Here is a 23,989-nt window from a genome sequence, read left to right on the forward strand (position 1 = left end):
CCCCGCCTCCGTGATCACGATCGGATGATCGGACTCAGGCGGCCTTGACGCGCACCTGGAGCTCGACCTCCACCGGGGCGTCCAGCGGCAGCACCGCGACGCCGACGGCGCTGCGGGCGTGCACGCCGGCCTCGCCCAGGACCCGGCCGAGCAGCTCGCTGGCGCCGTTGATCACGGCCGGCTGGCCGGTGAAGTCCGCGGCGGAGGCGACGAAGCCGACGACCTTGACGACCTGCTCGATCAGGTCGAGGTCGCCGATCACCGACTTCACGGCGGCCAGGGCGTTCAGCGCACAGGTCTGCGCCAGCTCCTTGGCCTCCTCCGGGGACACCTCGGCGCCGACCTTGCCGGTGACCGGCAGCTTGCCGCCGACGACCGGCAGCTGGCCGGAGGTGAAGACGAACTCGCCCGCGCGGACGGCCGGCACGTACGCGGCGACCGGGGCGGCCACCGGCGGCAGGGTCAGGCCCAGCTCGGCGAGCTTCGACTCGACCGCGCTCATGCGTTCTTCTCCCGCTTGAAGTAGGCCACCAGCTGCTCCGGGTTCGGGCCCGGAACGACCTGGACCAGCTCCCAGCCGTCCTCGCCGAAGTTGTCCAGGATCTGCTTGGTCGCGTGCACCAGCAGGGGCGCCGTCATGTATTCCCACTTGGTCATGGCCAGACTCTAGACGAGCCGCCTCCGCCCGGGGTTCCAACGGGCGGGCGCCGGGCGGGCTCCGGGCCGGTACCGGGCGGGCGGCGTGTGAGGTGGCACACAAAGCGGGCATGATCTGGGCCTGGTACCCCGGGGGCTCCGGGCATCCGGCGCGGTCCCTGGTTACCCTCGCGAGAGGGCCCCGCCGCGAGGACGACGCGGCGGGAAACGCCCGTACGACGGAACGGACGGAGACGGAGCGTGGCACGCACCCCCGGCCAGGCGGCCCGGCGCGACCCCGACTGGGAGGGCGTCCGGCTGCACGTGGTCAGCGGCAAGGGCGGCACCGGGAAGACCACGCTGGCCGCGGCGCTGGCACTGGCGCTCGCCGCGGACGGCGGGCGGGTGCTGCTGATCGAGGTCGAGGGCCGCCAGGGCATCGCCGAGCTGTTCGGCATCGCCGCCCTGCCGTACGAGGAGCGCCGGATCGCCTCCGTCGCCCGCCCCCAGCTGGGCCTGCCCGCCGGGGAGGGGGCGCCCGGCGAGGTGTTCGCGCTGGCGATCGACACGGAACAGGCGCTGCTCGAGTACCTGGAGATGTTCTACAAGCTCGGCCGGGCCGGAAAGGCCCTGCAGAAGGTCGGGTTCGTCGACTTCGCCACCACCGTCGCGCCCGGCGTCCGGGACGTCCTGCTCACCGGCAAGGCCTGCGAGGCCTCCCGGCGCAAGGGCCCGGACGGGCGGCGGCGCTACGACGCGGTGGTCATGGACGCCCCGCCGACGGGGCGGATCACCCGCTTCCTGAACGTCAACTCCGAGGTCGCCGGCCTGGCCAGGATCGGCCCGATACACACCCAGGCGCAGGCGGTGATGCGGGTGCTCAAGTCCCCGGAGACGGCCGTGCACCTGGTGACCCTGCTGGAGGAGATGCCCGTGCAGGAGACCGTCGACGGCATCGACGAGCTGCGCGAGGCGAAGCTCCCGGTGGGCGGGGTGATGGTCAACCTGGTCCGTCCGCCGGTGCTGGACGCGGCGGCCGTGGCCGCGGTGGACGGCGACCACCGCGAGGACGTCGCCCTGGCCCTCGGCGAGGCCGGGCTGGGCGGGCGCTCCCGCAAGCCGGAGACCATCCGGGCGGCGGTGGAGCCGCTGCTCGACCCGCTGCTGGAGCAGGCCAGGGAGCACGCCGAGCGGGTCGAGCTGGAGCGCGCCCGGCGCGCCGACCTGCAGCGGCTGCGGCTCCCCACGTACGAACTGCCGCTGCTGGGCGAGGGCGTGGACCTCGGCGGGCTGTACCGGCTGGCGGGCGAACTCAAGCGGCAGGGGGCGGCGTGAGCGGCGGCGCGGGTACGGGCAACGGCGTGCGGAGCACGGAGAAGCGTCTCGGCGTGGACGCGCTGATCGACGACCCGAGGACCAGGATCATCGTCTGCTGCGGCTCCGGCGGGGTCGGCAAGACCACCACCGCCGCGGCGATCGGCCTGCGGGCCGCCGAGCGCGGCCGCAAGGTCGTGGTGATGACCATCGACCCGGCCCGGCGCCTCGCCCAGTCGATGGGCCTGACCGAGCTCGACAACACCCCCCGGGTGGTCAAGGGCGTCACCGGCGACGGCGAGCTCCAGGCGATGATGCTCGACATGAAGCGGACCTTCGACGAGGTCGTGCTCGCCCACTCCGAGCCGGAGCGGGCCCGGGCGATCATGGAGAACCCCTTCTACCAGTCCCTGTCGGCCGGCTTCGCGGGCACGCAGGAGTACATGGCGATGGAGAAGCTCGGGCAGCTGCGCGCCGCCGAGGAGTGGGACCTCATCGTGGTCGACACCCCGCCCTCGCGCTCGGCCCTGGACTTCCTGGACGCGCCCAACCGCCTCGGCTCCTTCCTCGACGGCCGGGTGATCCGCATCCTGACCGCGCCCGCCAAGGTCGGCGGCCGCAGCGCGATGCGCTTCCTCAACGCGGGCATGGGCCTGCTCACCGGCACCCTGGGCAAGATCTTCGGCGCCCAACTGCTCACCGACGTCCAGACGTTCGTCAGTGCGACGGACTCGATGTTCGGCGGCTTCCGGGAGCGCGCGGACCGCACGTACCAGCTGCTCAAGGCTCCGGGCACGGCGTTCCTGGTGGTGGCGGCCCCGGAGCGGGACGCGCTGCGCGAGGCGGCGTACTTCGTCGACAGGCTCGCCGCGGACCGGATGCCGCTGGCCGGGCTGGTGCTCAACCGGGTGCACGGCACGGGCGCGCCGCAGCTCACCGCGGAGCGGGCGCTGGCGGCCGCCGAGGCGCTGGAGGAGAACGGCTCGGAGCACTCGTCGCCGGAGGCGGAGGCACTCGCGGCGGGGCTGCTGCGGCTGCACGCCGAGCGGATGCAGATCATGGGGCGCGAGCGCCGCACCCGCGACCGCTTCGTCTCGGTGTACCCGGACGTGCCGATCGTCGAGGTGGCCGCGCTGCCCGGCGACGTGCACGACCTGGACGGGCTGCGCGAGATCGGGGGGCGGCTCGGCGGAGCCGTGTGAGTCGTGGGCCGGGATGGTGGGACGGGGTCGTGACGGGGCCGAACCCCGGGCGGGCCTCGGGCCGACCGGGGTTCAGCCCGCCTGGGCGTAGTCCGTCAGTATCACGCCGGTCGCCAGGGACTCCTCGTACTCCGTACGGGCCGTCTCCAGCAGCCTGCGCCACGAGATGACCGTCGGGCGGCGGCGCAGCAGCGCCCGGCGCTCGCGCTCCGTCATCCCGCCCCACACCCCGAACTCGACCCGGTTGTCCAGCGCGTCCGCGAGGCACTCCGTGCGCACGGGGCACCCGCTGCACACCGCCTTCGCGCGGTTCTGCGCCGCCCCCTGGACGAACAGCTCGTCCGGATCACTCGTGCGGCAGGCGGCCTGCGCACTCCAGTCGTCAACCCAGCCCATGCCGGCGCCGTCCTCTCCCGATGATTCGAGGCTCCCCCACGGCGGCAACGGCATATTCACCGTTGCCAGTTGAGGACGTTACGGAAGAACGACAGCTTGCAACAGCCCCTTCGGGCTCAATCTCGAATGACCCGATTGGACTATGGGTATCGGTCAGCTCACTCGTTGGAGTGATCGCAGGTCGCAAGCCTTGCCAGGTGTGGCGCCCGTACTCTCGCCACGCGCGTCATCACGGAGCGCTACGGTTCACACGGGTACAGCAGGCCACAGCTGCCTCAAAACCCCCCGGAATTCGGGCAATTCAGGCAAGTCTCCCCACTCACAAGAGTGAATGATGTTGACGCACCGAAGCTGTCGCAAGCTTGTGACAAGCCTAGGCGAACACCTGCCCCGGTGTGCGGGAATCCGCGACGTAGGGTTCTCCCCATGGCACCGAACCGCTCCCAGGCACCCCGGCCCCCAGGAAACAGCGGAGCTCCGCGCCCCAAGAGCGGCGGATCACCGTTGGACTTCGCCGGCCACGGCATGAAGTTCCTGGGCGTGAGCGTGCTGTCCGGAGTCCTGCTGGCCGGACTGGTCCTGCCCGCCGTCGGCGCCATCGGGCTCACCGCCAAGGACACGGCGGAGAGCTTCGACAACATCCCCGACGACTTCAAGACCCCGCCGCTGACCCAGGCCACCCAGATCTTCGACGCCAAGGGCGGCCTGATCGCCAAGGTCTACGAGCGCGACCGCACCGTCCTCACCGCCGACCAGATGTCGCCCCTGATGCGGCACGCCCAGGTCGACATCGAGGACGCCCGCTTCTACGAGCACGGCGCCGTCGACCTCAAGGGCATCCTGCGCGCGCTCGGCAAGAACGCGGAGAGCGGCACCAACTCGCAGGGCGCCTCGACGCTGACCCAGCAGTACGTGAAGAACGTCAACGTCGAGAAGGCCGGCGACGACCAGGCCGCCGTCCTGGAGGCCCAGCGCAAGACCCTGGGCCGCAAGATCCAGGAGCTCAAGGTCGCCATCAAGCTGGAGGAGGACCTGACCAAGGATCAGATCCTCACCAACTACCTCAACATCACCTTCTACGGCCACCAGGCCTACGGGGTCGAGTCCGCCTCCCAGCGCTACTTCAGCAAGAGCAACAAGGACCTGACCGTCGCCGAGGCCGCCACCCTCGCCGGGATAGTGCAGAACCCGTCGTCCTACGACCCGGTGCGCTACCCCGACAACACGGTCAAGCGCCGCAACGTCGTGATCGACAAGATGCTGGAGAACAAGCACATCACCGCCGACCAGGCGAAGGAGGCGAAGGCCGCCCCGCTGGGCCTGAAGTACAAGGACCCGCAGAACGGCTGCATCACCGCCCAGGCCGGCATGGGCTTCTTCTGCGACTACGTGCGCCACGTGGTCAAGCAGGACCCGTCCTTCGGCAAGAGCGCCGAGGAGCGCAAGAAGCTCTGGGACACCGGCGGCCTGAACATCTACACGACGCTGGACCCGGACAAGCAGGCCGCCGCGCAGAACGCCGTCACCAAGAAGGTCAACGTCACCGACCCCGTGTCGGCCGCCGCGACCATGATGGAGCCCGGCACCGGCAAGATCCTCGCGATGGCCCAGACCCGCCCGTACGGCCTGGACGGCAACAAGAACCAGACCGTGCTCAACCTGAACGTCGACGCCGCCATGGGCGGCGGCAACGGCTTCCAGACCGGTTCGACGTTCAAGCCGATCCTGGCCGCGGCGGCCCTGGAGTCGGGCATGTCGCCCACCCAGGCCTTCCCGTCCGAGAACAAGATCGACTACCCCTCGATGTCCACCTGCGAGGGCACCTGGAAGAACATCCCGAAGCCGGGCGAGGCCAAGGCCTCGGTGAAGAACGAGCAGGCCAGCGAGGTCGGCCCGTACCAACTGAAGGAGGCCATGGCGCGCTCCGTCAACACGTACTTCGTGGAGATGGAGCAGCAGGTCGGCCTCTGCGCGATGAAGCAGATGGCCAACAAGCTGGGCATCACCCAGTCCGCCAGCGGCGACTCCTTCAAGGAGGTGCCGTCCATGGTCCTGGGCGTCATGGAGCTCTCCCCGCTGACCATGGCGAACGTCTACGCGACCTTCGCGGCCCGCGGCAAGTACTGCACCCCCGTCGCGATCAACAAGATCACGACGGTCGACGGCAAGGAACTGAAGGTCCCGCAGACCCAGTGCAGCCAGGCCTTCTCCGAGAACACGGCGGACGCGCTCAACACCGTCCTGCTGAACGTGACCGAGAAGGGCACCGCCGCCGCCCTCCAGCTCGACGACGGCCGCAAGATCGCCGGCAAGACCGGTACCACCGACGAGAAGAAGGCCGCCTGGTTCAGCGGCTACACCCCGTCGCTGGCCACCTCGGTCTGGCTCGGCGGCCCCAACGGCGGCGTGAAGATGAAGAACATCACCATCGGCGGCCACCACTTCGACGAGGTCTTCGGCGCCGACGGCCCCGGCCCGATCTGGCAGATGGCGATGAACCAGGCGCTCAAGGGCAGCCCGCAGGACCCGATCCAGACCATCAACATCCCGGACCCGCAGCCGGCCACCCCGCCCGGGGGCGCCACCCCGCCGGCCGACCCGAACCAGCCCCCGCCCGGCGGCAACCCGCCGCCGCCCGGCAATGGTGGAGGCGGCAACGGCGGGGGCACCAACGCCGGAGGCGTGATCGGCGGCGGGTTCACCTTCCCGCCGGGCGTGATCGGCGGGAACGCCGGCGGGCCGGGCGGCAAGCACGGCGGCGGCGGCAACGGCGGGACCGGCTGACGCCCGCCCGTACGGACGCGTGAACGTACGGACGCGTGAACGTACGGACGCGTGAAGGGGCGCCCTCCTCCGAGAGGGCGCCCCTTCGTCGTACCGCCGAATCAGCCCGCGAGCGCGGCCTTCACCGCTGCGGCGACGCGGCCGCCCTCCGCCAGGCCGTCCACCTTCGGGCGCACCAGCTTCATCACGGCGCCCATCCCCTGCGGGCCGCTCGCCCCGCTCTCGGCGACGGCGGCGGCCACGATCGCGGCCAGCTCCTCGTCGGAGAGCTGCTTGGGCAGGTACCCGGCCAGCACCTCGCCCTCCAGGCGCTCCCGGGCCGCCTGCTCGGTACGGCCGGCGTCGTCGAAGGCGGTGGCCGCCTCCCGGCGCTTCTTCGCCTCCCGGCCGATCACCTTGAGCACCTCGTCGTCCGAGAGCTCGCGCTTCTCCTTGCCCGCCACCTCCTCGCTGGTGACGGCGGACAGCGTGAGCCGGATGGTGGACGAGCGCAGCTCGTCCCGGTCCTTGATGGCAGCCGTGAGGTCCTCCTGCAGCTGCGCCTTGAGCGTGGTCATGGCCGCAAGTCTCCCACCTGCGGGGTACGGGCGCCCGGCAATATCGCCGCCGCCGACGCCGCCCCGGGCGGTGCCGCCACCTGATCCCCCGTCTGAGACCATGGAACGATGCGACCGCTGTACTCCGTCCCCCTCGGTGTCGCCGCCGTCGGCGCCGCCTGCCTCGCCTACTCCGTCGGGTACGAGGTCCGATCCTTCCGGCTCCGCCGGGTCGAGATCCCCGTCCTGCCGCACGGCGCCCGACCGATCCGCGTGCTGCAGGTCTCCGACATCCACATGGTGAGCGGACAGGGCAAGAAGCAGCGCTGGCTCCAGAGCCTCGCCGGCCTGCGCCCCGACCTCGTCGTCAACACCGGCGACAACCTCTCCGACCCGCTCGGCGTCCCGGCCACCCTCGACGCCCTCGGGCCGCTGATGGACTTCCCCGGTGTCTACGTCTTCGGGTCCAACGACTACTACGGCCCCGCCCCCAAGAACCCCGCCCGCTACCTCCAGGCCCTGCGCAGCGGCGTCCACGGCATGAACAACCCCGACGGCTCCGCCAACCCCGGCGTCGTCGGCGCCGTCCACAACCCCTGGGAGAAGCTGCGCGACGGCTTCGACGCCGCGGGCTGGCTCGACCTGACCAACGCCCGGGGCCGCCTCACCGTCGGCGGCCTCAACCTGGAGTTCACCGGCCTCGACGACCCGCACATCCGCCGCGACCGCTACGCCCGGGTCGCCGGCGGCCCCTCCGCCGACGCCGACCTCTCCCTCGCCGTCGTCCACGCGCCCTACCTGCGCGTCCTCGACGCCTTCACGGCCGACCGCTACCCGCTGATCCTCGCCGGCCACACCCACGGCGGGCAGCTCTGCATCCCCTTCTACGGCGCCCTCGTCACCAACTGCGACCTCGACACCGACCGGGTCAAGGGCCTCTCCACCCACACCGCCGGCGGACGCCGCTCCTACCTCCACGTCTCCGCCGGCTGCGGCACCAACCGCTACACCCCCATCCGCTTCGCCTGCCCCCCCGAAGCCACCCTCCTCACCCTCACCCCGGCCCCCCGCTGACCCCGCCCGGACGCCCGCCCGAAACCGGATTTCGTGTCTCGGCGAGCGTCCGGTAGAGTTCTACTCGTTGCGACGGAGACGGAGCGACAAACCGCAGGACCGGGGTGTGGCGCAGCTTGGTAGCGCGCTTCGTTCGGGACGAAGAGGCCGTGGGTTCAAATCCCGCCACCCCGACCCAGTAACACCAGCTCAGGGCCGGTGACCCGCAAGGGTCACCGGCCCTGACTGTTTTCCCCGGGGCTTTCGGGAGAATCCCCGGGGAATTCCTGCTGAGGCGTTCTCAGTGGAGGGGCCGGCTCCGGTCCGGCGGCGGTCAGGCCAGGAGGTCGACGAGGGCGGAGACGCCGGACGGGCCGTGGCCGGCGGCGACGGCGCGGCGGGTGAGGGTGAGGGCGGCGTCCAGGACGGAGGTGTCCAGGCCGCGGGAGCGGGCGGTGCGGGCGACGTGGGCGAGGCCGGCCTCGGCGGAGGCGAGGGTGCTGCGGTCGCCGGGGTGGTGGCGGGTGTCGGCGCGGTGGGCGTAGTCCTCGATCAGAGGTGGCAGCAGGAGTGGCAGGCCCTGGGCGTAGGGGGCCAGTTCGGCGCCGGTGATGCCCTCGGCGCGGGCCAGGGCGAGGGCGTGGACGTACCCGTGGACGGTGGTCCAGAAGAGGTCCAGGACGGCCGCGTCGAAGGCGGCGGCCCGGCCCGGGTCCTCGCCGACGTGGCGCACGGTGCCGAGGGCGGCGAGGGTTCCCCGGTGCGCGGTGAAGGCCTCGGCGGGGCCGCTGACCAGGAGGGTGGCCCCGGGGCCGCCGATGGTCCCGGTCGGGGTGAGGATCGCGGCGTCGAGGAGGTCGAAGGCCCGGGCCGCGTCGGCGTTGGCCCTGGCGTCCTCGGGGGTGAGGGAGGTGGCGTTGACGACCGTACGGCCGGGCAGGGCCTCGGAGGCGGCGTCCAGGACGGCCCGGGCGGCCGTCTGGTCGCGGACGCAGAGCAGGACGAGCGGGGCGCCGGCCACCGCCCCGGCGGCGCTCGCCGCCGGGCGGGCGCCGAGGGCGAGCGCCTCGGCGTCGCGGCCCGGCGTGCGGTTCCAGACGGTGGTCGGATGCCCGGCCGCGAGCAGGGCCCGGGCCAGCGCCCGGCCCATCGGGCCCAGGCCGAGGACGGCAACGGCGGTACGGGCGGGGGTGGTTGAGGAAGATCGTCGGTTCGGCACGGCGTTTACGCTAGGGCTTCACGTCGGCGTCAGAGTCAAGCCGGTCAAGCCGGTCAAGCCCGGTTTCGACCAAGGAGGTTGCCCGCGATGCGGATCGGAGAACTCGCCCGGCGCACCGGGACGACCCCGCGCGCCCTGCGCTACTACGAGGAGCAGGGGCTGCTCACCCCCGAGCGCCGCCCCAGCGGCTACCGCGAGTACGCCGAGCGGGACGTGGACGCCGTCCACGGCATCCGCACCCTCCTCGCCGCCGGGCTCAACAGCGCCACCATCGCCGAGATCCTCCCCGGCCTCCCGCCCCCGGGCCAGCGCCGCTCCGGCCCGACCTGCCCGGAACTCCTGACCGCCCTGGCCCGCCACCGCGCCCTCCTCACCCACCGGATCGACGAACTCGCCGCCGCCCGCACCCTCCTGGACCGCATCACCGGCTCCCCCGCCCCGAGCGACCTCATCCGCAAGGGCGCGGCAGGGTGAAGGGGCGGTCGCGGGGTCACAGGGCCGCGGCGAGGGCGGTGCGGGAGGTGATGCCGAGCTTGGGGTAGGCCTTGTAGAGGTGGTGGGCGACGGTGCGCGGGCTGAGGAAGAGTTGGGCGGCGATGTCGCGGTTGGTGAGGCCCTGGGCGGCCAGGCGGGCGATCTGGAGTTCCTGGGGGGTCAAGGGGGAGAGAGGGGCTGAGGGGGTGGCCACGGCCTGGCCCCCGGTGGCGGCGAGTTCTGTGCGGGCCCGGGCGGACCAGGGGGTGGCGCCGAGGCGGTCGAAGGTTTCCAGGGCGGCGCGCAGGTGCGGGCGGGCGTCCGTGCGGCGGCGGGCGCGGCGCAGCCATTCGCCGTGGAGCAGGGCCGTGCGGGCCTGCTCGAACGGGCGGTTGGCGCCCTCGTGGAGGGCGAGGGCCGCGGTGTAGGCGGACTCGGCGAGTTCCTCGGGGCCGAGGAGGGCCTGGCAGCGCAGGCGCAGGGCCTCGGCCCAGGGGCGGTCGACGGCGGCCGTCCAGCGGGCAAAGCGCTCGTACGGCTCGGCGGCGCGCTCGGGGGTGCCGAGGCGGACGGCGGCCTCGACGAGGTCGGGGACGGCCCGGGTGGCGCTGACGTGGTGCCGGTGGGGGCCGGTGACGAGGGCGTGCAGGCGGTCGGCGGCGTCGCCGGCCCGGCCCCGGCCGAGGTCCAGCACGGCGAGGGCCCACTGGGCCCAGGGGTGTCCGGCGGCGGGGGCGGCGGTCTGGGCGCCGGTGGTCGCGAGGGAGGCGGCGGCGTGGTCCGCGCACTGCTCCTCGCGCCCGTCGAGGGCGGCCACGTACGCCAGGAGCGCTTCGAGTTGGCTGACCCACTGGTGCTGGCCGGTGTCCCGGGCGAGGCTCAGGGCGCCGGTGGCGGTGACCTCGGCGTCCCGGTGGCGGCCGTGGAAGAGCTCGGCCTCGGCGAGGAAGAACTGCAGGGTGGGCAGCACGCCGACGGTGCCCTTGGCCCGGGCCTCGGCGGCGAGTTCGGCCGCGAGCTCGGCGGTCTCGTCGTCGCGGCCGAGCACCAGGGTGGCGCCGCAGAGCTGCACCAGGTCGACCGGGCTCTCGGCCCCGGCTCTGCGGGCGGCCTCGACGGTCTCCCGGGCGGGCGGAACGGGGCCTACGGGCCGGCCGAGGGCGGGCAGGACGACGGCAGGGAGGTACCGGGCCAGCGGGGCGAGTGGGCAGCCGTCCTCGAGCTCCAGGGCCGCGAGCCGGTCGAGGACGGCGGCCACCGGCTCCTCCCCCACGTACCAGGCGGCGTGGAAGGCCTGGAACAGCATCCGCGCGGCGTGCGGCCGCTCGATGTCGGAGCCGGCGGCGTCCAGGAGCAGCCGGTGCGCCGTCGGGTACGAGCCGCGCCAGAAGTGGGCGACGGCCCGGACCTGGTCGAGCAGGGCCAGCGCCAGCGCGTCGTCCGTACGGGCCGAGGCCTCGTCGGCGAGGGCCTCGGCGCGCTCCAACTCCCCCTCCTCGGTGGCGGCTTCGGCGGCGAGGACGAGGCGGCGGGTGGCGCCGTCGCCGTCCGGGGTGAGCCGGGCGGCGCGCTCGTACGCGGTGGCGCCGCCCCGGCCGCCGCTGCGTTCGGCGCGGACGGCGGCGCGCTCCAGCGCGTCGGCCAGGTCGGCGTCGGGCCCGGTGGCGGCGTGGGCGCGGTGCCAGGTGCGGCGGTCGCCCTCGGGCAGGGCCTCGGCGACGGCCCGGTGGACGGCCAACCGCTGGTGGTGCGGGGCCCGTTGGAGGACGGCGGCGCGCAGCAGCGGGTGCCGGAAGGCGACGCGGCGCTCCGGGGTGACCGTCACCAGGCCGAACTCCTCGGCGGGGGCGAGGTGTTCGGCCCCGGCGCCGAGGGCCTCGGCGGCGGGCAGGACGACGGCGAGGTCGCCGTTCTCCTCGACGGCGGCGGCGAGCAGCAGGGTCTGGGTGGCGGCGGGCAGGCCGGTGACCCGGCCGTGGAAGGCGACCAGGAGGCGGCTGGTCAGGGGCAGCCCGTCGGCGTGCGGCCCGGCGGCGAGCGGGATTTCGGTGAGCGGGAGTTCGGCGAGCGCCAGCGGGTTCCCGGCGGCCCCGGCGAGCAGCCCGGCCCTGATGGAGGCCGGCAAGGCCGCCACGGCACCGGCCCCAGCACCGGCCCCGGACAGCCTGTCGGCCAGCAGCCGGTCCGCATCCTCGTCGGAGAGCCCGGGCACGGTCAACTCCGGCAGCCCGTACGGCCGTTCGGCGCCGAACTCGGGCCGTGCGGCGAGCAGCAGCACCACGCCCTCCGCCTGCAGCCGCCGCGCCGCGAGCAGCAGCGCGTCCAGCGAGGCCCCGTCCAGCCACTGGAGGTCGTCGACCACGCACAACAGCGGCCGGTCGGAGGCGAGTTCGGCGAGAAGCCCGAGGGTGGCGAGGCCGACCAGCAGCCGGTCGGAGGGCGCCGACTCCTCCTCCGCCAGCCCGAACGCCCGCTCCAGGGCCCGCCGCTGCGCACCGGGGAGCGCGGGGAGGCGGTCCAGCCCGGGGGCGAGCAGCAGGCTCAGCCCGGCGAAGGGCAGTTCGGCCTCGTACTCCACGCCGGCCGCCCGGATCACCCGGAACCCCGACCCGGCGCGGGCCACCGCGTCGTCCAGCAGCGCCGTCTTGCCGATGCCCGGCTCGCCCCGGAGCAGCAGCACGCCGCTGCGCCCGTCCCGGGCCGCCGCCAGCAGGCGTTCCACGGCGGCCTGTTCGCCTTCCCTCCCGTACAGCATGCCCCGACCCTACCCACCCGGCCCCGCACCGGCGGCGGGACAGCACGCACCCCTACGTACGCCCCTACGGATACGTGACTGATTCGCCCCCGGCGGCCCGTCCCTAACGTGGTGAACACGCCGGAACGACCGGCCGAACCCCCCACCACCACACGGGAGTCCGCCATGACCGAGTTCACCACCGCCGCCCTCCAGCAGCTCGCCGAGCGCTACCTCGCCGTCTGGAACGAGACCGACCCGGCCGCCCGCCGCAAGCTGGTCGACGAGGTCTGGGCCGAGGACGGCCGCTACACCGACCCGCTGGCCGCCGTCACCGGCCGGGAGGCGATCGACGGCCTGATCGGCGCCGCCCAGGCCCAGTTCCCCGGCCTGCGCTTCACCCTCGGCCCGGTCGACGCCCACCACGACATCGCCCGGTTCACCTGGAACCTCGGCCCCGAGGGCCCCGAGGGCCCCGAGGGCCCCGAGGGCCCGGGGAGCGCCGAGCCCCTGGTCATCGGCTTCGACGTGCTGACCGCCACCCCGGACGGCCGCATCGGCGCCGTGTACGGCTTCCTGGACCGCGTGCCCGGCGTCTGAACCGCCGCCCCCGTCGGAGGGGCCGCCAAACCGACGGCGGCCCCTCCGACGCCCTACTCCCGCTAGGAGAGCCCGAGTTGAGCACCGCCCTCCACCAGAGCAGCCCCCCGGTGAAGCCCGCGGCCCCCCGCGGCCTGCTGCCGGTCGTCCTGACCGCCACCTTCATGACCGCCCTCGACGTCTTCGTCGTCAACGTCGCCGTCCCCTCCCTCCAGTCCGACCTGGGCGCCGGCCCCGCCGCCGTCCAGTGGGTGGTCGCCGGCTTCGGCCTCGCCTTCGCCGCCGGCCTCGTCACCGCGGGCCGCCTCGGCGACCGGTACGGCCGCCGCCGGATGTTCGGCCTCGGCCTGGCCCTGTTCACCCTCGCCTCCGCCGCCTGCGGCCTGGCCCCCACCGCGACCGCCCTGGTCGGCGCCCGGGTCGCGCAGGGCCTCGCGGGCGCGCTGATGAGCCCGCAGGTGCTCGCGATCCTGCGCACCGCCTACGAGGGCGCGGCCCAGGCGCGGGCCTTCGCCCGGTACGGGCTGACGATGGGCCTGGGCGCCGTGCTCGGCCAGCTGATCGGCGGGCTGCTGATCCACGCGGACGTCCTCGGCCTCGGCTGGCGCAGCTGCTTCCTGATCAACCTGCCGGTCGGCCTGGCCGCCCTGGCGCTCGTGCGCCGCTGCCTGCCCGAGTCCCGCGCCCCGCAGCGCCCCGGGCTGGACCCGGCGGGCGTGCTGCTGGTCACCGTCGCGCTGACCGCCCTGGTGCTGCCGCTGATCCAGGGCCCCGGGCTGGACTGGCCGCTGTGGACGGTGCTCTGCCTGGCCGCCTCCCCCGCCCTGCTGGCCGCCTTCGCCGCGCACCAGCACCGCGCCACCGGCTCCGGCGGCTCCCCGCTGGTCGACACCCGCCTGTTCCGCAGCCGGGCGTTCAGCACCGGCGTGCTCGCCCAGCTCGTCTTCATGCTCGGCCAGGGCTCCTTCTTCCTCGTCCTCGCCCTGCACCTCCAGTCCGGCCGCGGCCTGGACGCGCTCGGCGCCGGCCTGGTGTTCACCGCGATCGGCCTCGGCTACCTGCTCACGTCCAACGCCACCCACCGCGTCACCGCCCGCCTCGGCGAGCCGCGCACGATCACCGCGGGCGCCCTGGTGATGGCCGCCGGCCTGCTCCTGCTCGCCCTCGCGGCGTACCGGGAGCCGACGGGCAGCACCTGGTGGCTGGCGCCCGGGCTGTTCGTGGACGGGATCGGCATGGGCCTGGTGATCGCCCCGGTCACCACCGTCGCCCTGGCCGCCGCCGACCCCCGGCTGGCCGGCTCCGCGGCCGGGGTGGTGTCCACCGTGCAGCAGGTCGGCGGGGCGCTCGGCGTCGCGCTGATCGGGCTGGTCTACTACGGCGCCGACGACCCGACAGCCGCCTTCGGGCACAGCGTGCTGGCCCTCGCCGGGCTGGAGTTGGCGCTGGTGGCGCTCGTCCGGCTGCTGCCGGACCGTCACCGTGCCGCGCCCCGCGGCTGAACCACGACGCCCCGAGTACACCCGCGCGTTCCGTTCCGCCCCCCGCATCGGGTTGGATGGTCGGATGAGCGAGGAGAAGAGCGCCGTTCCGGCGTGGGAGCAGCGGTTCAGGGCGGCCCGGGTGTCGCTTCCCGACTGGGCGGAGGACGCCCCCGACCGGGCGCTGTACGTGTCCAACGCGACCGGCACGTACGAGGTCTACGCCTGGGACCGCGCCACCGGCGCCCACCGCCGGGTGACGGACCGGCCGAACGGCACCACCGACGCCGAACTGTCCCCGGACGGCGCCTGGGTGTGGTGGTTCGACGACCGGGACGGCGACGAGTTCGGCGTCTGGCGCCGCCAGCCCTTCGCCGGCGGCCCCGACGAGGAGGCCGTGCCGGGCCTCGCCGCCTCCTACTCGGCGGGCCTGGCGCTCGGCCGCGACGGCACCGTGGTCGTCGGCCGCTCCACCGACGAGCACGGCACCACCCTGCACCTGCGCCGCCCCGGCGCCTCCGAGGCCGTCGAGGTCTACCGGCACGAGGAGTACGGCGGCGTCGCCGACCTCAGCCACGACGCCACCCTCCTCGCCGTCGACCACACCGAGCACGGCGACGCCATGCACTCGGCGCTGCGCGTCTACCGGATCACGGAGGAGAGCGGGACCGGCGGGATCGAGGCCGTCGCCGAGCTCGACGAGGTCACCGGCAGCGAGCACCCGCGCGGTGTCGCCTGCCTCGGTTTCGCCCCCGTCGACGGCGACACCCGGATGCTGGTCGCGCACCAGCGCAGCGGCCGCTGGGAGCCGATGATCTGGGACGTCGCCACCGGCGCCGAGACCGCCCTCCCCCTGCGCGACGAGCAGGGCCGCGAACTGCCCGGCGACGTCTCCGCCCAGTGGCGCCCCGGCGCCGCCGAACTGCTCGTCGAGCACGAGTACGAGGCCCGCAGCGAGCTGTTCTCGTACTCCCTCGCGGACGGCCGGCTCACCCGCGTCGACACCCCGCGCGGCACCGTCGGCGGCGCCACGCCCCGCCCGGACGGCACCGTCGAGTACCTGTGGTCCTCCGCCGCCGAGCCCTCCGCCGTCCGCTCCACCGCCGGGACGGTCGTGCTGCGCGCGCCCGGCCCGGTGCCGCCCGGCTCCGTCCCCGTCGAGGACGTCTGGGTGGACGGGCCCGGCGGCCGGGTCCACGCCCTGGTGCAGCGCCCGGCCGGGCCAGGCCCGTACCCGACGGTCTTCGAGGTCCACGGCGGCCCGACGCACCACGACAGCGACTCCTTCTCCGCCGGCCCGGCCGCCTGGCTGGACCACGGCTTCGCCGTCGTCCGGGTCAACTACCGCGGCTCCACCGGCTACGGCCAGGCCTGGACGGACGCGCTGCGCGAGCGCGTCGGCCTGATCGAGCTGGAGGACGTCGCGGCCGTGCGCGCGTGGGCGGTGTCGAGCGGCCTCGCCGACCCGGCGCGCCTGGTGCTCTCCGGCGGCAGCTGGGGCGGCTTCCTCACCCTGCTCGGCCTCGGCGTCCAGCCCGAGCTGTGGTCGCTCGGCCTCGCGGCCGTGCCCGTCGCGGACTACCACACGGCGTACGCGGACGAGATGGAGGCGCTCAAGTCGCTGGACCGCACCCTGTTCGGCGGCACGCCGGAGGAGGTGCCCGAGCGCTACACGGCCTCCTCGCCGATCACCCACGTCGAGCGGGTGCGGGTGCCGGTCTACCTCAGCGCCGGGGTGAACGACCCGCGCTGCCCGATCCGGCAGATCGACAACTACGTCGAGCGGCTGGAGGCCCTCGGCAAGCCGCACGAGGTGTACCGGTACGACGCCGGGCACGGGTCGCTGGTGGTGGAGGAGCGGATCAAGCAGCTGCGACTGGAGATCGACTTCGTGCGCCGGCACCTCGGGGTGGACGGGGGCGGCGCGTGAGGCGTCGGCTCGCGCTGGCCGGGGTGGCGGTGGCCGGGGCGCTGGTGCTCACCGGCTGCTCGGGCTCGCACGGCGACGAGGCGGCGTGCCCGCCTCCGGCTCCGGTCGCCCCGGTCGCTCCCGCCTCGCCGGTGACGGCGGCTCCGGCGGCCACCACGGCTCCCGCGGCCGGCGTCACGAAGTCCAGCGTGACGGGGGCCGGGGGCTTCGTACGGCCGGCGGCCCACGAGGCCGAGGGGGAGCCCGAGTCGGAGCAGGCCGCGCAGGGGCCCGGGTCCGGCGGCAAGGGGTCGGGGTCCAAGGGGTCCGGCGGCAAGGCCCCGAAGAACGGGCGGACGGTGCACCACCACATCGACCACTACAGCTCCAACGACGGCGTGACCGGGCACGGCCACTGCCACAGCGAGCCGCGGCCGACGCCGACCTCGCCGACGCCCACCGCGCAGAAGCCGGGCGTGCCCGGGACGGCGCCCAGGCGCTGACCCGGCTGCCTCGGCTGCCTCAACCGCCAACCGGCTCAGCCGGCTCAGTCCAGGACCGGGTCCAAGCCCAGGGCCCGGTCCTGCTCCGTCTCCGCCTCGCGGCGCACCAGGCGGAACCACATGAAGACGACGAACCCGCCGAAGACGAACCACTCCAGCGTGTAGCCCAGGTTCTGGAACGCGCGCAGCGTCAGCCCGTCCCCGCCCTGCGGCTGGACGGTCGGCACGGCGGTCAGCCCGGCGGGCGACTCGTCGGCGGCCACCCAGCCGTCGTACCAGCCGTCGTACTCCAGCACGTTGAGCAGCGACGCCCGGTTGATCATGCCGAGTTCCCCGGCCGGGAGCCCGCCGGCCACGGCGCCGTTGCTGCCCACCGACTCGTTCGCCTGCAGCCGCCCGGTCACGGTCACCTCGCCGCTCGGCGGCGCGGGCGCGGCGGCGGGCGCCCCGGGGGCCCAGCCGCGCACGACGGCGACGGCGTGACCGTCCGCGGTGCGCAGCGGGGTGAGCACGTAGTAGCCCTGGCGGCCGTCCAACGCGCGGTTGGGGACGAGCAGTTGGTGCTCGGCGTCGTAACTTCCGCCGACGGTGACGGACTTGCCGACGGTCACGGTGGACACCTGCGGGGCGGCGCTGTTGAGCAGCTCGCCGATCGGCCGGGCCTCACCCGAAGCGGTGACGGCCTGCTTGTTCTCCTGGTGCGTCGAGACCCGGTCCTCGAACCGCCCGAGCTGCCAGGTGCCCAGCCAGACGCACACCGCCACGGCCGCCACGGCCAGTGCGGTGCCGCTCAGCCACCGCGGAGTGAGGAGGAACCGGTACACACCCCCCACGGTAACCACTCCTCACACCCACCCCGACCACAGGGGCCCTCCCGACGGGCTCCCGGCCCGCCGGGAGGCGGGGCGGCAGCGGCCCGCGCCTCAGTGCGTCGTGGGTGTTCCCGGCGCCGGGGCCGCCGCAGGCTGGACGCCGCCGCGGTAGACGGTGCCCGGGCAGGGGACGGGGACGGTGGCGGTGGCGGCGGTGGGGCTGCCCGGGGCCGGGGTGTGGGCGAGGGTGGCGGTGGCCGGGGCGGGGCTCGGGTTGCCGGTCGGCGGGGTGGCCGTGGGGCTGGGGGCTCCGCTGGGGTTGGCGCTCGGGGTGGTGGTCGCCTGCGGGTTGACGGGCGGGGCGGCCGAGGTGCCCGCGGCCGGGGCCTGGCTGGCCGCCGGGGCCTGGGTGGCGGCCGCGGGCTGGTTGGTCCCGGTGGTGGAGCCGGTGGTCGTGCCGGTGCCGGTGCCGCAGGTCTGGTCGGGCACCCACGCGAACGGCACCCGGTAGCCCGCCTGCGGGGCGAGGACGGGCGGTTCGGCGTCCATCGCGGGCAGGCCCTCCGCCGGGTCGCCGGGGCTGTGGTCGGCCGTACGGACGCGGGTGCGGTCGGCGCCGGTGACGGCGGTGACCGAGACGGCCCCGGGCCCGCCGAGGCGGCAGCTGTGGTCGGAGACGTTGTAGACGGTGAACGAGCCGTACACCCGCCCCGCCGCGTCGACCGCGCCGACCTGCGCGGCGCCCTGCCCGAGGTCGGCGCGGGCGCAGAGCGGCACGAGCACGGAGCTGGTGGCCCCGGTGCTGGCCGTCGCGGCCCCGTCCGGCCGTCCGCTGCCGGCGCTGGGCGAGGCGGGGCCCGCCCCGGAGGGCGTCGCGGTGCCGCCCCAGCCGTCGCGGCCGGGGCGGCTCACCCCGGAGCCGCCGACGGTGGTGCCGGTCGAGCTGCCGGGGCTGCCGACGGCCGGCCCCTTGGCGTCCGGTGAGCCGGGCCCGCCGGACAGGCCGAGGTGTTCGCCGCCGTGCAGGGCGGGCATGGCCACGGCGACGGCCAGGGTGAGGGCCGCCGCGCCCGTCCAGGCGCCCCTGCGGGCGGCCCGGCGCCGGGGCACGGCCTGCCGGAGGGCGGCGAGGGCGGCGGGATCGGGCTGGATGTCGTCGACGGCGTGGTGCATCAGCGCCCGGACGGCCCGTTCCTCGGGCGAGAGCCCGTCAGCCATGGCCGGCCTCCATCTGGGCGCGGAGGGCGGCGAGGCCGCGCGAGCCGTAGGCCTTGACCGATCCGAGCGAGATGCCCAGGGTGTCGGCGACCTGCGCCTCCGTCATGTCCACGAAGTAACGCAGCACCAAGACCTCCCGCTGACGGCGTTGCAGACCACGCAGCGCGGCCTTCAACTGGTCGCGCTCCAGCGCATCGTAAGCGCCTTCTTCTGCACTGGCCATGTCAGGCATGGGCTTCGGCAGCAGCCGCAGGCCGAGAATCCGGCGGCGCAGCGTGGAGCGGGACAGGTTGACGACGGTCTGCCGCAGGTAGGCGAGGGTCTTCTCGGGCTCGCGCACCCGGCGCCGGGCGGCGTGGACCCGGATGAACGCCTCCTGGACGACGTCCTCGCAGGTCGAGAGGTCGTCGAGGAGCAGGGCGGCGAGCCGGAGCAGGGAGCGGTAGTGCGCCTGGTACGTCGCGGTGAGCAGGTCCTCGCTGGTCCCGAGGAGCGGGCCCGCCACCGCGCCGGGCAGCGCTCCGGAGGGCGCACCGGACTGCTCGCCGTTGTGAACGCCCGGCCGCGCGCCGGTCCGTACGTCCTCCCGAGCCCCGTCCCGGGCCCCGCCCTGCGCCCCTCCCGGTTCCGCGCAGGGGTCGGCGCCGGGCCCGGGATCGGCACCGGAACCCGACGGACCAGGTGCGACCGCGGTCATCTGGTCGTCGTCCGGTCTACTCGCAGGCCACGGGTAGCGCGACGGGAACGTCACCGCGGCTCTCGCCGGGATGCCCGCCCGTACCCCCACCATCACGTTCGCCACGCCCGTTGGACACTCGATCCCCTGTCATGGTTGCCCGGACCGGGCCCATTCTTCCGCATCGACGGAAGCCGCCTCCAGGGGATTGCGGGGGATTCCGGACGGATCGTGTCGAGGAACGGACACCGTCGTGACGAAGCCGGGTGCCCGTACACCCCTGAGGCCTACGGCTCCCGATCGGGCGTCAGTTCACCGGCCACCAGTTCGGCGATCTGCAGCAGGTTCAGCGCCGAGCCCTTGCGCAGGTTGTCGCCGCAGAGGAAGAGGTCGAGCGCCTCGGGCTCGTCCAGGGCGCGCCGCACCCGGCCGACCCAGACCGGGTCGGTGCCGACGGCGTCGTTCGGGGTGGGGAACTCGCCCTCCGCCGGGTCGTCGTAGAGCACCACGCCGGGGGCGTCCCGCAGGATGTCCTGCGCGTGCTCCTGGGAGACCTCGCGTTCGAAGCGGGCGTGCACGGAGAGCGCGTGCGTCCGGACGACCGGCACGTGCACGCAGGTCGCGGAGACCTTCAGGGCGGGCAGGCCCAGGACCTTGCGGGCCTCGGCGCGCAGCCCGAGCTCCTCGCCGGACCAGCCGCCCTCCCCCGGCTCCCCGCCGGACCACGGCACCGCGTTGTGGGCCAGCGGCGCGGCGAACGGCCCGTGCTCGGCGATCACCGCCCGCAGGTCGCCGGTCTGGCGGCCCGCCGTGGTGCCGGTCACCAGCGCGGTCTGGGTGCGCAGCGCCGTCTCCCCGGCCCGGCCCTCGCCGGTGGCGGCCTGGTAGGTGGCGACGACCAGCTGCGCCAGCCCGTACTCGGCGTGCAGGGAGCCGAGCGCCGCCGTCATCGCCAGGGTGGCCGCGGCCGGGCCGGCGACGATGCCGCGCGGGCGTATCCGCAGCGCCGCCGCGTTGACCTCGGGGACGACCAGCGGCACGTCCTCGTCGGCGCGGAAGGCGGCCGAGCCGTCGACGACCACGACGCCCTTGGCCGCCGCGATCGGCGCCCACTGGGCGGCGATCGCGGCGGGGACGGCGAACACGGCGACGTCGATCCCGGCGAGCGCCTCCTCCGTCAGCGGCAGGACCTCGACGGGCTCACCGCGCACCGCGACCGTACGGCCGGCCGAGCGCGGGGAGGCGACGGGCCGGATCTCGCCCCAGACGTCCCGCCGGAGGGCGAGCAGGCCGAGCAGCACCTCGCCGACCGCGCCGGTGGCGCCGACGACGGCGAGGTGGGGCCGCCGGGTCACCGCCCGGGGCCCCGGCCCGGCCGACGGGGCGTCACCGACCGGTGCCGCCGTAGACGACGGCCTCGTCGCTCTCGCTGTCCAGGCCGAAGGCGCTGTGGACGGCGCGGACGGCCTCCGGCACGTCGTCGGCGCGGGTGACGACCGAGATGCGGATCTCCGAGGTGGAGATCAGCTCGATGTTGACGCCCGCGGCGGACAGCGCCTCGAAGAAGGCGGCCGTGACGCCCGGGTTGGAGCGCATGCCCGCGCCGACCAGCGAGATCTTGCCGATCGCGTCGTCGTAGCGCAGGGACTCGTAGCCGATGCCCTCCTTGACCCGGTCCAGGGCGTCGATGGCCTTCTGGCCCTCCGCCTTGGGCAGGGTGAAGGAGATGTCGGTCAGACCGGTCGACGCGGCGGAGACGTTCTGCACCACCATGTCGATGTTCACCTCGGCGTCGGCGATGGCACGGAAGATGCTCGCCGCCTCACCGGGCTTGTCGGGCACGCCGACGACGGTGACCTTGGCCTCGGAGGTGTCGTGGGCGACTCCGGAGATGATGGCCTGCTCCATCTCGCCCCCTTCGGGCTTGTTCGGGTTGTCGTTGCTGACGATCGTCCCGGGGAGACCCGAGAAGGACGAGCGTACGTGAATCGGGATGTTGTAGCGACGGGCGTACTCGACACAACGGTCGAGCAGCACCTTGGTGCCCGAGGAGGCCAGCTCCAGCATGTCCTCGTAGGCGATCCAGTCGATCTTGCGCGCCTTCTTCACCACGCGCGGGTCGGCGGTGAAGACGCCGTCCACGTCGGTGTAGATCTCGCAGACCTCGGCCTTGAGCGCGGCGGCGAGGGCGACGGCGGTGGTGTCGGAGCCGCCGCGGCCCAGCGTGGTGATGTCCTTGCTGGTCTGCGACACCCCCTGGAAGCCGGCCACGATCGCGATGTTGCCCTCGTCGAGCGCGGTGCGGATGCGACCGGGCGTCACGTCGATGATGCGTGCCCTGTTGTGGACGGAGTCCGTGATGACACCGGCCTGACTGCCCGTGAAGGACTGCGCCTCGTGGCCCAGGGATTTGATCGCCATGGCCAGCAGCGCCATGGAGATGCGCTCTCCAGCGGTCAGCAGCATGTCGAACTCACGGCCGGCAGGGAGAGGTGACACCTGCTCCGCGAGTTCGATGAGCTCGTCCGTCGTGTCGCCCATCGCGGACACCACGACGACGACCTCATGGCCGGCCTTCTTGGCGTCAACGATTCGGCGGGCCACGCGCTTGATGCCCTCGGCATCCGCAACGGATGAGCCGCCGTACTTCTGCACGACAAGGCCCACGTGCGCTCCTCGACTAGTGTCGTTTTCCGGGGGCGTCGGCCCCCGTTCCCCCCAGGTGGAGGGGGGTGTGCGGTCCGCGCCAGTCTACCGAGCGGGTCCGCCCGAACCGGGGTGATCCATATGATGAGACGCTCGTTTCAGCAGGTGGGCGGTGGCGGCGGGGCCGCACCGGCAGGTCTGCGGAGCATCGGGTGCCGGTCCGAAGAATCGCCGGGGGGACGCACGGCGGGGCGGCCGGATTTCCTTCCCGGCCGCCCCGCTGAGGTGTGCATCACATTTTCGGCGCGCCGTACGGAGGCGCACCGCGTACGGAGTGCGGAGGCTCGCCGTACGGAGTACGGACTACGGAGTACGGACTACGGAGTACGGACTACGGGCGCGGGCTTCAGCGCCCGAGACCGAGCTCCGCGGCCATCAGGTCGCCGGCCTGCTGCTCCAACTGCTCGTCGGTGAGCCCGTCGTCGTCCGTGTCCGCGCCGTCCGCCGCCGCGCCGATCGGGCTGTCCAGCCGGACGTGCGCGATCAGCGACTGCAGGGCCCGCAGCACCGCCGTGCAGGTCGTGCCCCAGTTGGACAGGTACGAGAACTGCCACCACCACAGCGCCTCGCTGACCCGGCCCTCGCGGTAGTGCGTCAGGCCGTGCTGCAGCTCGCTGACCACACCGGCCAGGTCGTCCGAGATCCGGAAGGCGTTGGGCTTCTCCGGCGGACCGTACGGGTCGAAGACCTCGTGGTAGACGTCGATCGGCGCCAGCAGCACGGCGAGGCGCTCGCGCAGCTGCTCGCCGTCCGGCTCCGGGCCGGCGTCGGGCTCGAAGCGGTCCTCGGGGACGACGTCCTCGATGGCGCCCAGCCGGCCGCCGGCCAGCAGCAGCTGCGAGACCTCGAGGAGCAGCAGCGAGACCGCGCTGCCCGGCTCGTCGCCCTTGGCGACCTCGGTGACGGCGAGCACGAAGCTCTCCACCGAGTCGGCGATCTGCACGGCGAAGTCGTCCGGCTCCGAGCCGTTCGCGTGGGTGTGCGGGGCCGTGGCCGTGGCCGGCGCGGGGCCCTCGGACTCCCGGTGGGGCTGCTGGTTGATCGTCCGGTCAGACATCGAGCAGTCGTCTCCCTTCGAAGGCGCGGCCGAGGGTGACCTCGTCCGCGTACTCCAGATCCCCGCCGACGGGCAGACCGCTCGCCAGGCGGGTCACCTTCAGGCCCATCGGCTTGCAGAGCCGGGCCAGGTAGGTGGCGGTCGCCTCCCCCTCCAGATTGGGGTCGGTGGCCAGGATCAGCTCGGTGACCGTGCCGTCCGCGAGGCGCGCGAGCAGCTCGCGGATGCGCAGATCGTCCGGGCCGACGCCCTCGATGGGGCTGATCGCGCCGCCCAGCACGTGGTAGCGGCCGCGGAACTCGCGGGTGCGCTCGACGGCGACGACGTCCTTCGGCTCCTCGACCACGCAGATGACGGCGAGGTCGCGCCGCGGGTCCAGGCAGACCCGGCACTGCTCCGCCTCCGCGACGTTGCCGCAGACCACGCAGAAGCGGACCTTGTCCTTGACCTCCAGCAGCGCGTGCGCGAGGCGGCGCACGTCGACCGGGTCGGACTGCAGGATGTGGAAGGCGATCCGCTGGGCGCTCTTGGGCCCGACGCCGGGCAGCCTGCCCAGTTCGTCGATCAGGTCCTGAACCACGCCCTCGTACAACGTCGCGCCTTCCCTCGTGCCCGGATGCTCCGTGTGCTCCGGTGCCATCATCCAACGAATCGGGCGCCGGACACACCGCCCGACGCC

General features: G+C 74.2%; 22 protein-coding genes and 1 tRNA gene. 10 read left to right on the forward strand and 13 right to left on the reverse strand.

The genetic code is table 11. From position 1 onward, the window contains the following. Positions 1–34: 34 nt before the first annotated feature. Both ACIRRS_RS27515 and ACIRRS_RS27520 read right to left on the reverse strand, forming a co-directional pair. Positions 35–502, reverse strand: coding sequence for a RidA family protein (locus ACIRRS_RS27515; RefSeq protein WP_402975975.1), 468 nt, complete (start codon positions 500–502; stop codon positions 35–37). Beyond that, a complete protein-coding gene (locus ACIRRS_RS27520; RefSeq protein ID WP_094743074.1) occupies positions 499–657 on the reverse strand; it encodes a DUF4177 domain-containing protein in 159 nt (52 codons plus the stop codon). The genes ACIRRS_RS27515 and ACIRRS_RS27520 overlap by 4 nt, the downstream gene beginning before the upstream one ends. A 240-nt stretch (positions 658–897) precedes the next feature. Between ACIRRS_RS27520 and ACIRRS_RS27525 the strand changes: the two genes are divergently transcribed. Continuing rightward, a complete protein-coding gene (locus ACIRRS_RS27525; protein ID WP_402975977.1) occupies positions 898–1,971 on the forward strand; it encodes an ArsA-related P-loop ATPase in 1,074 nt (357 codons plus the stop codon). Further along, positions 1,968–3,152, forward strand: a complete 1,185-nt coding sequence (locus tag ACIRRS_RS27530; RefSeq protein WP_402975979.1) for an ArsA family ATPase — start codon at positions 1,968–1,970, stop codon at positions 3,150–3,152. The genes ACIRRS_RS27525 and ACIRRS_RS27530 overlap by 4 nt, the downstream gene beginning before the upstream one ends. A gap of 72 nt (positions 3,153–3,224) precedes the next feature. Here the strand turns inward: ACIRRS_RS27530 and ACIRRS_RS27535 are convergent, their stop codons facing one another. Beyond that, positions 3,225–3,548, reverse strand: a complete 324-nt coding sequence (locus ACIRRS_RS27535; protein WP_030240986.1) for a WhiB family transcriptional regulator — start codon at positions 3,546–3,548, stop codon at positions 3,225–3,227. Between the two features lie 504 nt (positions 3,549–4,052). Here ACIRRS_RS27535 and ACIRRS_RS27540 point away from each other — a divergent pair. Further along, on the forward strand, positions 4,053–6,332 hold the full coding sequence (locus ACIRRS_RS27540; RefSeq protein WP_402975981.1) for a transglycosylase domain-containing protein: 2,280 nt from the start codon (positions 4,053–4,055) through the stop codon (positions 6,330–6,332). Between the two features lie 101 nt (positions 6,333–6,433). Here the strand turns inward: ACIRRS_RS27540 and ACIRRS_RS27545 are convergent, their stop codons facing one another. Then, the gene (locus ACIRRS_RS27545) at positions 6,434–6,889 is read right to left on the reverse strand and encodes a GatB/YqeY domain-containing protein (protein WP_402975983.1); all 456 of its coding nucleotides are present in this window, start codon (positions 6,887–6,889) and stop codon (positions 6,434–6,436) included. Positions 6,890–6,997: 108 nt separating this feature from the next. Between ACIRRS_RS27545 and ACIRRS_RS27550 the strand changes: the two genes are divergently transcribed. Together ACIRRS_RS27550 and ACIRRS_RS27555 are read left to right on the forward strand one after the other, a co-directional pair. Then, positions 6,998–7,942, forward strand: coding sequence for a metallophosphoesterase (locus ACIRRS_RS27550; RefSeq protein WP_402975985.1), 945 nt, complete (start codon positions 6,998–7,000; stop codon positions 7,940–7,942). Between the two features lie 100 nt (positions 7,943–8,042). After that, positions 8,043–8,116 (forward strand) — tRNA-Pro (locus ACIRRS_RS27555). A 139-nt stretch (positions 8,117–8,255) separates the two neighbouring features. Here the strand turns inward: ACIRRS_RS27555 and ACIRRS_RS27560 are convergent. Further along, entirely contained in the window at positions 8,256–9,140 is an 885-nt protein-coding gene (locus tag ACIRRS_RS27560; protein WP_402975987.1) for an NAD(P)-dependent oxidoreductase, read from the reverse strand. Between the two features lie 87 nt (positions 9,141–9,227). Between ACIRRS_RS27560 and ACIRRS_RS27565 the strand changes: the two genes are divergently transcribed. Then, positions 9,228–9,614 carry a MerR family transcriptional regulator gene (locus ACIRRS_RS27565; RefSeq protein ID WP_402975989.1) on the forward strand — a complete coding sequence of 129 codons (387 nt, stop codon included), beginning with the start codon at positions 9,228–9,230 and terminating at the stop codon, positions 9,612–9,614. Between the two features lie 16 nt (positions 9,615–9,630). Here ACIRRS_RS27565 and ACIRRS_RS27570 read toward each other — a convergent pair whose 3' ends face one another. Beyond that, positions 9,631–12,369: an ATP-binding protein gene (locus ACIRRS_RS27570; protein WP_402975991.1), complete on the reverse strand. Its 2,739-nt coding sequence runs from the start codon at positions 12,367–12,369 to the stop codon at positions 9,631–9,633. 165 nt (positions 12,370–12,534) lie between these two features. On the opposite strand from ACIRRS_RS27570, the gene ACIRRS_RS27575 reads away from it, so the two are divergent. The 4 genes from ACIRRS_RS27575 (at position 12,535) to ACIRRS_RS27590 (ending at position 16,841) form a co-directional block, all read left to right on the forward strand. Next, a complete protein-coding gene (locus tag ACIRRS_RS27575; RefSeq protein WP_402975993.1) occupies positions 12,535–12,948 on the forward strand; it encodes a nuclear transport factor 2 family protein in 414 nt (137 codons plus the stop codon). A gap of 77 nt (positions 12,949–13,025) precedes the next feature. Continuing rightward, positions 13,026–14,450 (forward strand): MFS transporter, encoded by a 1,425-nt coding sequence (locus ACIRRS_RS27580; RefSeq protein WP_402975995.1) that lies wholly within the window; start codon positions 13,026–13,028, stop codon positions 14,448–14,450. 64 nt (positions 14,451–14,514) lie between these two features. After that, positions 14,515–16,359, forward strand: a complete 1,845-nt coding sequence (locus ACIRRS_RS27585) for a S9 family peptidase (RefSeq protein ID WP_402975997.1) — start codon at positions 14,515–14,517, stop codon at positions 16,357–16,359. Next, positions 16,356–16,841, forward strand: a complete 486-nt coding sequence (locus tag ACIRRS_RS27590) for a hypothetical protein (RefSeq protein WP_402975999.1) — start codon at positions 16,356–16,358, stop codon at positions 16,839–16,841. Before ACIRRS_RS27585 ends, ACIRRS_RS27590 begins: the two co-directional genes overlap by 4 nt. A 44-nt stretch (positions 16,842–16,885) precedes the next feature. Here ACIRRS_RS27590 and ACIRRS_RS27595 read toward each other — a convergent pair whose 3' ends face one another. From ACIRRS_RS27595 to recR, 7 genes are all read right to left on the reverse strand, one after another. Beyond that, positions 16,886–17,665, reverse strand: a complete 780-nt coding sequence (locus tag ACIRRS_RS27595) for an SURF1 family protein (protein WP_402976001.1) — start codon at positions 17,663–17,665, stop codon at positions 16,886–16,888. A 99-nt stretch (positions 17,666–17,764) separates the two neighbouring features. Beyond that, positions 17,765–18,871, reverse strand: a complete 1,107-nt coding sequence (locus ACIRRS_RS27600) for a hypothetical protein (protein ID WP_402976003.1) — start codon at positions 18,869–18,871, stop codon at positions 17,765–17,767. Beyond that, entirely contained in the window at positions 18,864–19,568 is a 705-nt protein-coding gene (locus tag ACIRRS_RS27605; RefSeq protein WP_402976005.1) for a SigE family RNA polymerase sigma factor, read from the reverse strand. Before ACIRRS_RS27605 ends, ACIRRS_RS27600 begins: the two co-directional genes overlap by 8 nt. A 266-nt stretch (positions 19,569–19,834) precedes the next feature. Beyond that, positions 19,835–20,902, reverse strand: a complete 1,068-nt coding sequence (locus ACIRRS_RS27610) for an aspartate-semialdehyde dehydrogenase (protein WP_402976006.1) — start codon at positions 20,900–20,902, stop codon at positions 19,835–19,837. 31 nt (positions 20,903–20,933) lie between these two features. Next, positions 20,934–22,214, reverse strand: a complete 1,281-nt coding sequence (locus tag ACIRRS_RS27615; RefSeq protein WP_402976008.1) for an aspartate kinase — start codon at positions 22,212–22,214, stop codon at positions 20,934–20,936. A 385-nt stretch (positions 22,215–22,599) separates the two neighbouring features. Further along, positions 22,600–23,310, reverse strand: a complete 711-nt coding sequence (locus tag ACIRRS_RS27620; RefSeq protein WP_402976009.1) for a DUF5063 domain-containing protein — start codon at positions 23,308–23,310, stop codon at positions 22,600–22,602. Beyond that, entirely contained in the window at positions 23,303–23,902 is a 600-nt protein-coding gene (gene recR, locus ACIRRS_RS27625) for a recombination mediator RecR (RefSeq protein WP_402976010.1), read from the reverse strand. The genes ACIRRS_RS27620 and recR overlap by 8 nt, the downstream gene beginning before the upstream one ends. Positions 23,903–23,989: the final 87 nt, after the last annotated feature.

Source organism: Kitasatospora sp. NPDC101183 (assembly GCF_044767945.1).
Lineage (GTDB): Bacteria > Actinomycetota > Actinomycetes > Streptomycetales > Streptomycetaceae > Kitasatospora.

What these genes read in the sequence shown, in the direction of transcription:
- ACIRRS_RS27570 (WP_402975991.1), bottom strand. Translation starts at nt 12,369, where the DNA reads ATGCTGTACGGGAGGGAAGGCGAACAGGCCGCCGTGGAACGCCTGCTG.
- ACIRRS_RS27605 (WP_402976005.1), bottom strand. Translation starts at nt 19,568, where the DNA reads ATGACCGCGGTCGCACCTGGTCCGTCGGGTTCCGGTGCCGATCCCGGG.
- ACIRRS_RS27585 (WP_402975997.1), top strand. Translation starts at nt 14,515, where the DNA reads ATGAGCGAGGAGAAGAGCGCCGTTCCGGCGTGGGAGCAGCGGTTCAGG.
- ACIRRS_RS27620 (WP_402976009.1), bottom strand. Translation starts at nt 23,310, where the DNA reads ATGTCTGACCGGACGATCAACCAGCAGCCCCACCGGGAGTCCGAGGGC.
- ACIRRS_RS27565 (WP_402975989.1), top strand. Translation starts at nt 9,228, where the DNA reads ATGCGGATCGGAGAACTCGCCCGGCGCACCGGGACGACCCCGCGCGCC.
- ACIRRS_RS27600 (WP_402976003.1), bottom strand. Translation starts at nt 18,871, where the DNA reads ATGGCTGACGGGCTCTCGCCCGAGGAACGGGCCGTCCGGGCGCTGATG.
- ACIRRS_RS27575 (WP_402975993.1), top strand. Translation starts at nt 12,535, where the DNA reads ATGACCGAGTTCACCACCGCCGCCCTCCAGCAGCTCGCCGAGCGCTAC.
- ACIRRS_RS27520 (WP_094743074.1), bottom strand. Translation starts at nt 657, where the DNA reads ATGACCAAGTGGGAATACATGACGGCGCCCCTGCTGGTGCACGCGACC.
- ACIRRS_RS27545 (WP_402975983.1), bottom strand. Translation starts at nt 6,889, where the DNA reads ATGACCACGCTCAAGGCGCAGCTGCAGGAGGACCTCACGGCTGCCATC.
- ACIRRS_RS27550 (WP_402975985.1), top strand. Translation starts at nt 6,998, where the DNA reads ATGCGACCGCTGTACTCCGTCCCCCTCGGTGTCGCCGCCGTCGGCGCC.
- ACIRRS_RS27515 (WP_402975975.1), bottom strand. Translation starts at nt 502, where the DNA reads ATGAGCGCGGTCGAGTCGAAGCTCGCCGAGCTGGGCCTGACCCTGCCG.
- ACIRRS_RS27535 (WP_030240986.1), bottom strand. Translation starts at nt 3,548, where the DNA reads ATGGGCTGGGTTGACGACTGGAGTGCGCAGGCCGCCTGCCGCACGAGT.